The 11,684-nt window shown below is 70.6% G+C and carries 10 protein-coding genes; 7 read left to right on the top strand and 3 right to left on the bottom strand.

Annotation, left to right across the window (positions count from 1 at the left end; all coding sequences use genetic code 11):
• The 5 genes from ACIQMR_RS08150 to ACIQMR_RS08130 all read left to right on the top strand — a co-directional run bounded on the left by ACIQMR_RS08150 (position 1) and on the right by ACIQMR_RS08130 (position 5,313).
• Positions 1-381: a DUF742 domain-containing protein gene (locus tag ACIQMR_RS08150; protein WP_401384302.1), complete on the top strand. Its 381-nt coding sequence runs from the start codon at positions 1-3 to the stop codon at positions 379-381.
• Positions 382-632: 251 nt separating this feature from the next.
• Positions 633-2,099, top strand: coding sequence for an amino acid permease (locus tag ACIQMR_RS08145; RefSeq protein ID WP_401384300.1), 1,467 nt, complete (start codon positions 633-635; stop codon positions 2,097-2,099).
• Positions 2,100-2,109: 10 nt separating this feature from the next.
• Positions 2,110-2,565, top strand: a complete 456-nt coding sequence (locus ACIQMR_RS08140; protein WP_401384297.1) for an Lrp/AsnC family transcriptional regulator — start codon at positions 2,110-2,112, stop codon at positions 2,563-2,565.
• A 200-nt stretch (positions 2,566-2,765) separates the two neighbouring features.
• Entirely contained in the window at positions 2,766-3,578 is an 813-nt protein-coding gene (locus ACIQMR_RS08135; RefSeq protein ID WP_401384295.1) for a carbon-nitrogen hydrolase family protein, read from the top strand.
• Between the two features lie 40 nt (positions 3,579-3,618).
• Positions 3,619-5,313: a flavin monoamine oxidase family protein gene (locus ACIQMR_RS08130; protein WP_401384293.1), complete on the top strand. Its 1,695-nt coding sequence runs from the start codon at positions 3,619-3,621 to the stop codon at positions 5,311-5,313.
• 123 nt (positions 5,314-5,436) lie between these two features.
• On the opposite strand, the gene ACIQMR_RS08125 is transcribed toward ACIQMR_RS08130, so the two are convergent.
• Entirely contained in the window at positions 5,437-6,366 is a 930-nt protein-coding gene (locus ACIQMR_RS08125) for an LLM class F420-dependent oxidoreductase (RefSeq protein WP_401384291.1), read from the bottom strand.
• A 24-nt stretch (positions 6,367-6,390) separates the two neighbouring features.
• A complete protein-coding gene (locus ACIQMR_RS08120) occupies positions 6,391-7,095 on the bottom strand; it encodes a DUF5995 family protein (protein ID WP_401384289.1) in 705 nt (234 codons plus the stop codon).
• A 108-nt stretch (positions 7,096-7,203) separates the two neighbouring features.
• On the opposite strand from ACIQMR_RS08120, the gene ACIQMR_RS08115 reads away from it, so the two are divergent.
• Positions 7,204-8,397, top strand: a complete 1,194-nt coding sequence (locus tag ACIQMR_RS08115) for a glycoside hydrolase family 6 protein (protein ID WP_401384288.1) — start codon at positions 7,204-7,206, stop codon at positions 8,395-8,397.
• Here the strand turns inward: ACIQMR_RS08115 and ACIQMR_RS08110 are convergent.
• The gene (locus ACIQMR_RS08110) at positions 8,376-9,782 is read right to left on the bottom strand and encodes a uracil-xanthine permease family protein (RefSeq protein ID WP_401384285.1); all 1,407 of its coding nucleotides are present in this window, start codon (positions 9,780-9,782) and stop codon (positions 8,376-8,378) included. The genes ACIQMR_RS08115 and ACIQMR_RS08110 overlap by 22 nt on opposite strands.
• A gap of 481 nt (positions 9,783-10,263) precedes the next feature.
• On the opposite strand from ACIQMR_RS08110, the gene ACIQMR_RS08105 reads away from it, so the two are divergent.
• Positions 10,264-11,598 carry a beta-ketoacyl synthase N-terminal-like domain-containing protein gene (locus tag ACIQMR_RS08105; RefSeq protein WP_401384283.1) on the top strand — a complete coding sequence of 445 codons (1,335 nt, stop codon included), beginning with the start codon at positions 10,264-10,266 and terminating at the stop codon, positions 11,596-11,598.
• Positions 11,599-11,684 lie beyond the last annotated feature (86 nt).

The raw sequence follows: 11,684 nt of genomic DNA, 5'->3' as shown, positions 1-11,684 counted from the left end.
GTGAACGATCACTGGTACGAGGACGAGACCGGTTCGATGGTGCGGCCCTACACCGTGACCCGGGGCCGGACCCGTCCCGCCGCGGACCATCACTTCGATCTGATGTCGCTGGTCACGGCCGTGGAACGGGACGGCGCCGACGAACGGCCCGAGCCAGGGCTCGACCACGCCCGCAGTGCGCTGCTGCGACTGGTCCGCCGCGCGCCGCGGCCGGTCGCCGAGGTCGCGGCGGACGCCGACCTGCCGCTCACGGTCGTCCGCGTCCTGCTCGCCGACCTGGTCGAGGCGGGTCTGGTCCGGGTCTGCGCCCCGACCGCCCCGCAGGGCACGCACGACCCGTCCCTGCTGCGCGAGATCGCCGACCGTCTCCGCGAGATCTGAAGACTTTTGCGCGGCCGTGCAACGTTCCCCCGCCGAGGCCCCCAGCACGCAATGATCTTGCGCAGGTGCGCAAAGCTCATGCATTACGGTTGGGAACGCGAACCTCGTAAGGTCCTCGCTTAGTACGTGGAGTGGCGGGGACCGTCTGCTCGGCGATCCCCCCGCGCTTCGCGCTGCGCTCAGCCGCGCCCGCGCCCAGGGACGCCTCCGGTCGCCGCCTCACCGACAGGCAGCGATAAGGAGCCTCCCCAGTGTTGGACGCAGCGCCCCCCGTCACCCCCCAGCGGGACCCCGGCGGCCCCGCTCTCGGGCTCGGAGCCCGGCTGATGCGGCGCAAGCCCGTAGAGCAGCTCGTCGCCGAGGGCGGGCAGGGCGAGGGCGGCACCCTCCGCCGCTCGCTCACCATGTGGCAGCTGACGATGATCAGCATCGGTGCCACCCTCGGCACCGGCATCTTCGTCGTCCTCGGCGAGGCCACCCCGCTGGCCGGTCCCGCGGTGGCGATCTCCTTCGTCGTCGCGGGCCTGACCGCGCTGTTCTCGGCCCTGTCGTACGCGGAACTGGCCGGAGCCGTCCCCGTCTCCGGCTCCTCGTACTCGTACTCCTACGCCACCATGGGCGAGCTCGTCGCCTGGGTCTGCGGCTGGTGCCTGGTGCTGGAGTACGGCGTCTCCGTCGCGGCCGTCGCCGTCGGCTGGGGCGAGTACCTCAACGAACTGCTCGACGGCACGATAGGCGTGACGATCCCGAGCGCGGTGTCGGCGCCGCTCGGCGAGGGCGGTTTCATCAACCTCCCCGCGCTCGTCGTGGTGCTGCTCGCCATGGTGTTCCTGATGGGCGGCGCCAAGGAGAGCGCCCGCGTCAACACAATCATGGTCATGGTCAAGATCGTGACGCTGGTGCTCTTCATCGGCATCGGCTTCATGGGCATCAAGGCCGGCAACTACGCCCCGCTCGCCCCGCTCGGCGTCACCGGTATCAGCGCCGCCGCGGCCACCCTGTTCTTCTCGTACATCGGCTTCGACGCCGCCTCCACCGCCGGTGAAGAGGCCAAGAACCCGAAGAAGGACCTGCCGCGCGCGATCATGCTGTCGCTGCTCATCGTCACCGTCCTCTACTGCCTGGTCGCGCTCGTCGCCGTCGGCGCCATGCCGTGGCAGGACTTCGAGGGCACGGAGGCGGCGCTCGCCCAGATCATGAAGGACGTCACCGGCCAGAGCTTCTGGGGCGTCGTGCTCGCCGCGGGCGCGGTCGTCGCCATCGCCAGCGTCGTCTTCGCCGTGCTCTACGGCCAGACGCGCATCCTCTTCGCGATGTCCCGCGACGGGCTCGTGCCCAAGGTGTTCGCCAAGGTGAACGAGAAGACCGGCGCCCCGCGCGCCAACACCGTGATCGTCTCGCTCTTCTGCGGCGTCCTCGCGGCCTTCATCCCGCTGGGCGAGCTGGCCAACGCCACCAGCATCGGGACGCTCTTCGCGTTCGCGCTGGTCAACGTCGCCGTGATCATCCTGCGCTACAAGCGGCCCGAGATGAACCGGACCTTCAAGGTGATGCTGTTCCCGGTCACCCCGATCCTCGGCTTCGGTTTCTGCGCCTACATGATGTTCAGCCTCCCGGCCATCACCTGGGTGTGGTTCGGTGGCTGGATGGTCGCCGGGCTCGTGTTCTACTTCCTGTACGGCCTCGGCCGCTCCCGGTTGGCAACAGCAGAGAAGTGATCCACCCCCTGTGCGACTGAACGATCTCGACGAACGCATCGTCCACGCCCTCGCCGAGGACGCCCGCCGTTCCTACGCCGACATCGGATCGCTCGTCGGCCTGTCCGCGCCCGCCGTGAAGCGGCGCGTGGACAGGCTCCGGGCGGAGGGAGCCATCACCGGCTTCACCGTCCGGGTCGACCCGGCCGCCATGGGCTGGGAGACCGAGGGCTACATCGAGATCTACTGCCGCAGCAACACCTCGCCCGAGTCCATCAAGCGTGGCCTCGCGCGGTATCCGGAAGTCGCGTCCGCCTCCACCGTCACCGGGGAGGCGGACGCGATCGTCCAGGTCTTCGCCGCCGACATGCGCCACTTCGAGCGCGTGCTGGAGCGCATCGCCGGCGAGCCCTTCGTGGAACGGACCAAGTCCGTGCTGGTGCTGTCCCCGCTGCTCAGGCGGTTCTCCTCCGGCGCCCCGGCGTAGTCTCCCGGACGGCACACAGGACCCCGTCCGGCCGGAGCGGCCTCCCGCCGGGGATGCGCAACGAATCGCCGCCCGAGGGGGAAATCGCGCAACGGATCGAGTCTCGGAACGCAACGGTCCCGCCTTGTCCCGGCCAACGGCCGGAACGTACCGTTTTGACGTCGTCCTGACACCCACCACACCCCTTCCGAGGTAGGTCCATGCCGCCGCTGCGCACCGCCCTGCTCCAGAGCTCCGGGACACCCGGCGACATCGCGAAGAACCTCGAGATCCTCGACACCCGCGCCGCACAGGCCGCGGCGGGCGGCGCCGGCCTCCTCGTCTGCCCGGAGATGTTCCTCACCGGCTACGCGATCGGCGCCGACGTACCCCGCCTCGCGGAGCCCGCCGACGGCCCCTCGGCCGAGGCCGTCGCCGAGATCGCCGTGCGTCACACGATCGCCGTCCTCTACGGCTATCCCGAGCGCGGCACCGGCGCCGACGAGGAGCGGGTGTACAACGCGGCGCAGCTGATCGGCCCCGACGGCGCCCGCCTCGCGAACTACCGCAAGACCCACCTCTTCGGCTGCTTCGAGCAGGAGTGGTTCACGCCCGGTGACGAGCCCGTCGTCCAGGCCGATCTCGGTGGCCTCCGCATCGGCCTGCTGATCTGCTACGACGTCGAGTTCCCGGAGAACGTGCGCGCCCACGCGCTCGCCGGCACCGACCTGCTGGCGGTGCCGACCGCGCTGATGAACCCCTTCCGGTTCGTCGCCGAGAAGCTCCTTCCGGCCCGCGCCTTCGAGAGCCAGATGTACGTGGCGTACGCCAACCGGACCGGCCCCGAGGGCGAGTTCGACTTCGCCGGGCTCAGCTGCCTCGCCGGCCCCGACGGCGTCACCAGGGCCCGGGCCGGCTACGGCGAGGAGCTGGTGACCGGCGACGCCGACCCGGCCCTGCTGGCCGCCTCCCGCGCCGACAACCCGTACCTGCGCGACCGCCGCCCCGGCCTGTACGCGTCGCTCACCCGCTGAGACCTCTCGACCCGCCCCGCCAGACCAGGAGCAACACCCCATGACGTCCACGGTGCCCACCGCCGTCCCGCACACCGACGCGCAGCCGCCCATCACCATGTTCGGGCCGGACTTCCCGTACGCGTACGACGACTTCCTCGCCCACCCGGCGGGCCTCGGCCAGATACCGGCGACCGAGCACGGCACCGAGATCGCCGTCATCGGCGGTGGGCTCTCCGGCATCATCGCCGCCTACGAGCTGATGAAGATGGGCCTCAAGCCCGTCGTCTACGAGGCGGACCAGATCGGCGGACGGCTGCGCACGGTCGGCTTCGACGGCTGCGACCCGTCGCTGACCGCCGAGATGGGCGCCATGCGCTTCCCGCCGTCCTCGACGGCGCTGCAGCACTACATCGACCTGGTGGGCCTGGAGACCAAGGCGTTCCCCAACCCCCTGGCCGAGTCGACCCCTTCGACGGTGGTCGACCTCAAGGGCGAGTCGCACTACGCCGAGACGATCGACGACCTGCCGCAGGTCTACCGCGACGTCATGAACGCGTGGAACGCCTGTCTGGACGAGGGCGCGGACTTCTCCGACATGAACCGCGCCATGCGCGAGCGGGACGTCCCGCGCATCCGCGAGATCTGGGCGAAGCTCGTCGAGAAGCTCGACAACCAGACCTTCTACGGCTTCCTCTGCGACTCCGAGGCCTTCAAGTCCTTCCGGCACCGCGAGATCTTCGGCCAGGTCGGCTTCGGCACCGGCGGCTGGGACACCGACTTCCCCAACTCCATCCTGGAGATCCTCCGCGTCGTCTACACCGAGGCCGACGACCACCACCGCGGCATCGTCGGTGGCTCCCAGCAGCTGCCGCTGCGGCTCTGGGAGCGCTCGCCGGAGAAGATCACGCACTGGGCGTACGGCACCTCGCTCGCGACGCTGCACGTCGACGGCGAGCCGCGGCCCGCCGTGACCCGGCTGCACCGCACCGCCGGCAACCGCATCACCGTCACCGACGCGTCCGGCGACATCCGCACCTACCAGGCGGCGATCTTCACCGCCCAGTCCTGGATGCTGCTCTCCAAGATCGCGTGCGACGACTCGCTGTTCCCCATCGACCACTGGACGGCGATGGAGCGGACCCACTACATGGAGTCCTCCAAGCTGTTCGTCCCCGTCGACCGGCCGTTCTGGCTGGACAAGGATGAGCAGACCGGCCGTGACGTCATGTCGATGACGCTCACCGACCGCATGACCCGCGGCACCTACCTCCTGGACGAGGGCCCCGACAAGCCGGCCGTCATCTGCCTCTCGTACACGTGGTGCGACGACAGCCTCAAGTGGCTGCCGCTGTCCGCGAACGAGCGCATGGAGGTCATGCTCAAGTCGCTCGGCGAGATCTACCCGAACGTCGACATCCGCAAGCACATCATCGGCAACCCGGTGACCGTGTCCTGGGAGAACGAGCCCTACTTCATGGGCGCGTTCAAGGCCAACCTGCCGGGCCACTACCGCTACCAGCGGCGTCTGTTCACCCACTTCATGCAGGACCGGCTGCCCTCCGACAAGCGCGGCATCTTCCTCGCCGGCGACGACATCTCCTGGACGGCCGGCTGGGCCGAGGGTGCGGTGCAGACCGCCCTCAACGCCGTGTGGGGCGTGATGCACCACCTCGGCGGCACCACCGACACCACCAACCCCGGACCGGGCGACGTCTTCGACGAGATCGCCCCGGTCGAGCTCCCGGAGGACTGAGCCGCTCCGGGCACCCATGAACGAGCCCCCGCCGCCGACCGTGATCCGGCCGGCCCCGGGAGGTCACGCCGGCCGCCGTCGTCCGGAAACCCCGGCCGACGGCGGCTCGCGTGTTCCGGCAGGTCAGATGCCCGCGGCCCGAGCGCACTCGTACACCGCCGCCGCGACGTCCTTCAGCTCCTCGGCGTCGCGCGTGGTGGTCTGAAGATCGATGTGGAAGTCGTCGAGGCCGGGCGCGACATGCGCCGCCAGGTCCTCGACGATCTGGTCCACGCTCCCGTGGAACGGCTTCCGGTCGTCACCGTCGAGCGGCTTCGCGCGGTACCTCGCGTTGGCGCGCACCGACACCTGCAGGGGCCGCTCACGGCCGCGCTCGGCCGCCAGGTCCTGCAGCCGTCGCCATTCGCCGGCCAGCTTCCGCGCCCCCATCGCCACCGGCAGCCAGCCGTCGGCCCGGTCCACCACGCGCCGCGCGGCCTTCGCGCTGTTCGCCGGCAGCAGCACGGGGATCGGCCGGGCGGGCTTGGGCCCGACGACGGACGGGGCGATGGTCGTCAGTTCCCCCTCGTACGCGACCGGGTCCGGGCCCCACACCGCCCGCAGCACGTCCAGCGTCTCGTCCAGGACCGCTCCGCGCCGCTCGAACGGGGCGACGCCGGCCGCGGCGTACTCGTCGAGGGCCCAGCCCGTGCCGAGACCGGCCACGACCCGGCCGCCGCTCGCCGCGTCGAGGGTGGCGAGCGTACGCGCCAGCTGGAAGGGAATGTGCAGCGGCGCGATCAGCACGCTGGTGCCGAGCCGCGCCCGCCCGGTCACGGCCGCCGCGAGCGAGAGCGACACCGTCGGCTCGGCGACGTTCCGGTACTGGTCGGGCCAGGGAAGGCCGGGAATCCCGTACAGCCCCTGGGTCGCGGGCTCGGGGAAGATCACCCGCTCGAACACCCACAGGCTGTCGTAGCCGGTCTCCTCGGCCGCCGCGGCGACCGCGGGGATGTCGCGGCCGATGTCGTACTGCCTCATCTGCGGGAGGCCGAGTCCGAGCCGGATCGGCATGTCCACTCCTTCACGTCGGGTGCGTCAGGACCAGGGGGTGAGCAGACAGCGCCCGACGAGCCCGACACCCGTGTCCAGCCTCTCGGTGAACTCGTCGGCCATTCCCGGGAGTTCCTGGAGCCCCCACAGCAGCCGCGCCGCCGACCATGCGCCGTCGCGGGCCCGCTCCAGGCTCCACGAGCCCAGCAGATGCGTGAGCGGATCGGCGACCTCCAGCACATCGGGGCCGGGCATCAGATCCTCGCGGATGCGCTCCTCCAGCATCATGAGGAGATCGCCCACACGGTCGAACTCCCCCTCCAGGTCCGGTGGTTCGCAGCCGAGCGTACGGCAGGTGTCCACGACGGCCAGCGCGAGATCATGCCCGATGTGCGCATTGATTCCCGCCAGCGCGAACTGCAGCGGGCGTACGCCGGGATGCCTGCGGTACTGGAACAACGGACGCCAGCAGGCGGGCGGCCGGCGCCCCGCGGCGGCCGCGTCGACCGCCGAGAGATAGCGCTCGGCGAAGAGAACGCCCAGCGTGGCGGCGGCGCGGCGGTCCGGGAAGGCGCCTGCGTCGACGCACCGGTCGAGCTCCTCCGTGACCGTCAGATACACGCGGTTGAAGACCGCAACCCCGTCGCCCGCCGGCCAGTCGGACCGGAACCCCCGCATCCGGGTCATCACCGCGTCGACCGAGGGCGGGCGGGTACCGGTACCGGCCGCGGACTGTGCGATCTGCGCCATGGGGGCAGCGTCCCAGCCATAGGCTCGCCCCGGCGCCGCCCGGCCGGACGCGTCCCCGGAACGGGGGAACGCGACGGCCTCGGGCGGCCGGAAGAGGGGGATCGGCACGTGTCAGGCGTACGTACCCGGCGTCGCGCGGTACGCGGCGAGCGGCGCCGTGCCGTACGCCGTGGGGTCATGGCCGCGGCCGCCTCGGCGGTCGTCGTCGTGGGCACGGTCACCGGGCTGGTGTCCGCGAGCGGGGGTGAGGACGGCGACGACGGGGCGCGGCCCGTCGTCACGAGTTCATCCGTGCCCCTTCCGCTGCCCGGCCGGCCCCGTGCCGCCCGGACGACGCCGGCCGAGCCCGCGCCGTCCTCGCCGGCGCCCGGCGTCCATGCCTCGCCCACGGTCCGGCCGCCGGCGACGCGGGTGTCCCCGCTCCGACAGGCGCCGGCCGCCGGTGCCTCGCTGTACCGGCATCCGCGGTCGCAGGTCCTCGACTGGGTACGGGACCACCACGACGACCCGCGCCGGCCGCTCATCGAGTCACGGATCGCCGCCCGGCCCGCCGCGGTCTGGTTCCCCGGTCACGACCCCGCCGGGATCACCGGCGAGGTCCGCTCGGTGACCTCCGGGGCGGCGGCAGCGGGCCGCGTCCCGGTCCTCGTGCCGTACGCCATCCCGGACCGCGACTGCGGAGGCGCCTCACGAGGCGGCGCGCCCGACCTCGCCGCGTACGACACCTGGATACGGGAGTTCGCCGCCGGTCTCGGCGACGGACCCGTCATCGTGATCCTCGAACCCGACTCGATCGCGCTCTCGGACTGTCTCTCCGACGCCGGGCGGTCCGCCCGCTACGCCTCCCTGGCCCGGGCCGGTCGCACCCTGAAGGCCGCCGACCCACGGGCGAAGGTGTACTTCGACGCCGGTCACTCCGGCTGGCACCCGGCCGCGAAGCAGGCCGCGCAACTGCGCGCCGCGGGCGTGGCGACCAGTGGCGACGGCATCTTCACCAACGTGTCGAACTTCCATCGCACCGCCGACGAGGCGCGGTACGCGCGCCGGGTGCTCGACGCCCTCGGCGGCCCCGGCCACCTCGGCGCCGTCATCGACACCAGCCGCAACGGCAACGGCGCACCGGCGCCGGGCACCTGGTGCGACCCCGCCGGTCGCGCGCTCGGCAGGCCACCGACCACCGCGACCGGGGAGGCCCGGATCGACGCGTATCTGTGGGTGAAGCTGCCGGGGGAGTCGGACGGGTGCAAGGGCGCGGCGGGCACCTTCACACCCGACTACGCCTACGACCTGGCGACCGGCTGACCGCCGCCCTCACCCTCGTCGTCGTACGTGGAGGTACCCGCGTCCAGCAGGGGCCCCTGCGGCTTCATGTGCGCGGGCGCGAAGGCCCGCAGGACGTGGTAGCCGGTGATGACGACGATCGTGCCGAGCGCGATCCCGCCGAGCTCGAAGGTGTCGGTGAACTTCAGGCTGACGCCGCCGACCCCGATGATGATGCCCGCGGCCGCGGGGACGAGGTTCAGCGGATTGCGCAGATCCACCTCGGCGTTGATCCAGATCTGCGCACCCAGGAGGCCGATCATTCCGTACAGGATGACGGTGATCCCGCCGAGAACCCCGCCGGGGATCGCGGCGACGACGGCGCCGAACTTGGGGCAGAGCCCGAAGAGGAGCGCGAAGAACGCGGCGGCCCAGTAGGCGGCCGTGGAGTAGACGCGGGTGGCGGCCATGACGCCGATGTTCTCGGAGTACGTGGTGTTGGGCGGGCCGCCCACGGCGGTCGACAGCATCGACGCGGCGCCGTCCGCGGCGATCGCGGTACCCAGTTCGTCGTCCAGCGGGTCGCCGGTCATCTCGCCGACCGCCTTGACGTGGCCCGCGTTCTCGGCGATGAGGGCGATCACGACGGGCAGGGCGACCAGGATCGCCGACCACTCGAAGCTGGGCGCGTGAAAGCTGGGCAGCCCGATCCAGTCGGCGGTGCCCACGCCGGACAGGTCCAGCCGCCAGTGGTCCACGGCCTCGGCGCCGCCGGCCGGTGAGTGGATCCTGCCGAAGATCCGGTCGAAGACCCAGGAGATGCCGTAGCCGAAGATCAGCCCGAGGAAGATGGCGATGCGTGACCAGAAGCCGCGCAGGCACACCACGGCCCAGCCGGTGAACAGCATCACGAACAGCGCCGTCCACTGGTCCTGCGGCCAGTACGTCGAGGCCGTCACCGGCGCCAGGTTGAAGCCGATGAGCATGACGACGGCGCCCGTGACGATCGGCGGCATCGCGGCATGGATGATCCGCGCGCCGAAGCGCCGCACGGCGAGGCCCGCGAGGAACAGCGCGGCGCCGACGACCAGGACCGCGCCGGTGACGGTGGCGCTGTCGCCGCCGGTGGCGCGGATCGTCGCGGCCACGCCGACGAAGGACAGTGAACAGCCCAAGTAGCTGGGGATCCGGCCGCGGGTCGCGAGCAGGAAGATCATGGTCGCGACACCGGACATCATGATCGCGAGGTTCGGGTCGAGGCCCATGAGCACCGGCGCGACGAACGAGGCGCCGAACATGGCCACGACGTGCTGGGCGCCGAGGCCCGCCGTACGTGGCCACGAGAGGCGTTCGTCGGGCCGTACGACGGCTCCGGGAGCGGGTGTTCGTCCGTCGCCGTGCAGGCTCCAGCGCACGCCGAGGTTCATACGGGCTCCAGTTCGCGGGGGGTCGTGCTGATCAGCGCAATGGTACGGGGAGCCTCCCGTTCCGGACCGTCGGCTTCTCGGAGAGTGCGGATCCCGCGGGGCCGGTGCGTGGGGAATGGCCGAGGTGGAAATGCTTGTAGTATTGACGGTTTATAGGATTCGGCATGGCCCGTGGAATACGCCGGTGGAATATCGGCGCACGGTTGTCCCGCTCAGTGCTTTCGAGCGCCGGGAGCGGAGGCCTATCGGTGACTGACCGTAAGGCCCTAACGTGAATACGGCTCTACCAGGGTAAACGCGTTGGTGTTGTCCGCTTCTTCGAGAGGCGGAGGCTCGCACGCGCCGCCATGTTGCTCCCGTGCCGGGGCGGTTCTGAAGCCCGAGTCGCGAGGTCATTCAATCAGCCGGCCCTTGATGGCCGGCGGCACACCCCTGCGTAGGTACCAAATCGGCATGGCCGTTTCCCGTAGGAGGTACAGACATGGGCAGTGAGGGAAAGAGCGCGAATTCGGGGGCCCGGGACGCCGTGGTCACCGGAATGGGATTCTGCTTACCGGGTGAGGGACAACCTGCCTTCAGCGCGGAGGACGTGTGGGACGTCGTCTCACACGGTCGTACGTGCCTCATGCGCGACGGTGTCTACCACGGACCCGTGTACCTCTCGGATGCGATGTTCGAGGCACGGATGCCCGAGTTCCCGGGGGTCTTCGCCCGCCACCTGACGTCGGCACACCGGTTCGGCCTGGTCTCGCTCGCGGAGGCCTGCCTCGACGCCGAACTGGACCTGGCCGCGGGCGATCTGACGAGCGCGGCGATCCTGGCCGGCCGAGGGGGCGTCGATGCCCAGGTCGTCAGCTATCAGTCGGTCATGCAGGCCGACCCCGTGACGATCAGCCCGTTACAGGCCATGGACCTCTTCATCGGCACCGAACTGGCCGTCTCTCCTTCCGACGTGGCCCTGGTGCAAGGAGCGGTGACCCGCTCCACAGGTCCGTGCTACACGGTGTCGTGCGGCTGCGCCTCCTCAGCCGTCCAGCTCGGCCAAGCCCGCCGGATGATCGCCGACGGAGTGGTGGACATCGCGGTGGTGACCGGAGTGGACGTGTTCAACGTGGCTCTGGTCCGCAACGCACAACGCCTGTTGCGTGTCGCGCAGGAGAGCGATGCGACCATCCGTTCCGCCGGCAAACCCGCTCTGCTCCCGTCGTTCGACCGGTTGATGCGTCCCTACGACCGACGCGCTGACTGTGTGAACTACGGCGAGGGCTCGGTGACGCTCGTCCTGGAGAGCCGGGAGCGCGCGGAGCGACGCGGCGCCCACGCCTACGGATGCGTCCTCGCCCAGGCCACGACACGGGACGGGCTCGCCAACCCGTTGTCGAGCGACGAGAGCGGAGTGGGCCTCGTGGCCGCTGTCCGGGCCTGCCTCGGCGACCGCTGGCCGATCGAGGAGATCCCCTACATCCACGGCGCGAGTGATGGCGATGCCGTCGTCACGGCCTTCGAGGTGAACGCGGTCAAGGAGTTGTACGGCCCGGCGGCGAAGGACCTGCTCATGAGTTCCCAGGAAGGCTGCTTCGGACACAACGGCGCTCCAGCCGGCTGCCTCGGCGTGGCATTGACCCTGCTGATGATGGAACGCGGCGAGGTGTGTCCGACGACCAACTGCGAGGAACCCGCTGAGGGCCTCGTGTTCGACCCCGTCCCCGGGGTCGAGACGCGTCCTCTCGATTTCCGGCACGCCCTCAATCTCACCTACCAGATCGGCGGCGTGAAGAGCGTTGTCCTGTTGGGGAGTCCGGACACCCACGGCTGACGAGACCTGTGGATCCACATCAACGTCATTTCACCGGAGCACATTCGATCCGCAATTTGATCCACTGATAGAAGAATCCAGTGATA

It is taken from the genome of Streptomyces sp. NPDC091376 (assembly GCF_044757085.1).
GTDB lineage: Bacteria > Actinomycetota > Actinomycetes > Streptomycetales > Streptomycetaceae > Streptomyces > Streptomyces pratisoli.
Note: the sequence above shows the minus strand (reverse complement) of the source record. Positions and strands in the feature narration are given on the sequence as shown.

Bases quoted from the DNA above. Each gene is read 5' to 3' on its own strand.
- ACIQMR_RS08135 (WP_401384295.1), top strand. From the start codon at position 2,766: ATGCCGCCGCTGCGCACCGCCCTGCTCCAGAGCTCCGGGACACCCGGC.
- ACIQMR_RS08130 (WP_401384293.1), top strand. From the start codon at position 3,619: ATGACGTCCACGGTGCCCACCGCCGTCCCGCACACCGACGCGCAGCCG.
- ACIQMR_RS08125 (WP_401384291.1), bottom strand. From the start codon at position 6,366: ATGCCGATCCGGCTCGGACTCGGCCTCCCGCAGATGAGGCAGTACGAC.
- ACIQMR_RS08120 (WP_401384289.1), bottom strand. From the start codon at position 7,095: ATGGCGCAGATCGCACAGTCCGCGGCCGGTACCGGTACCCGCCCGCCC.
- ACIQMR_RS08110 (WP_401384285.1), bottom strand. From the start codon at position 9,782: ATGAACCTCGGCGTGCGCTGGAGCCTGCACGGCGACGGACGAACACCC.
- ACIQMR_RS08105 (WP_401384283.1), top strand. From the start codon at position 10,264: ATGGGCAGTGAGGGAAAGAGCGCGAATTCGGGGGCCCGGGACGCCGTG.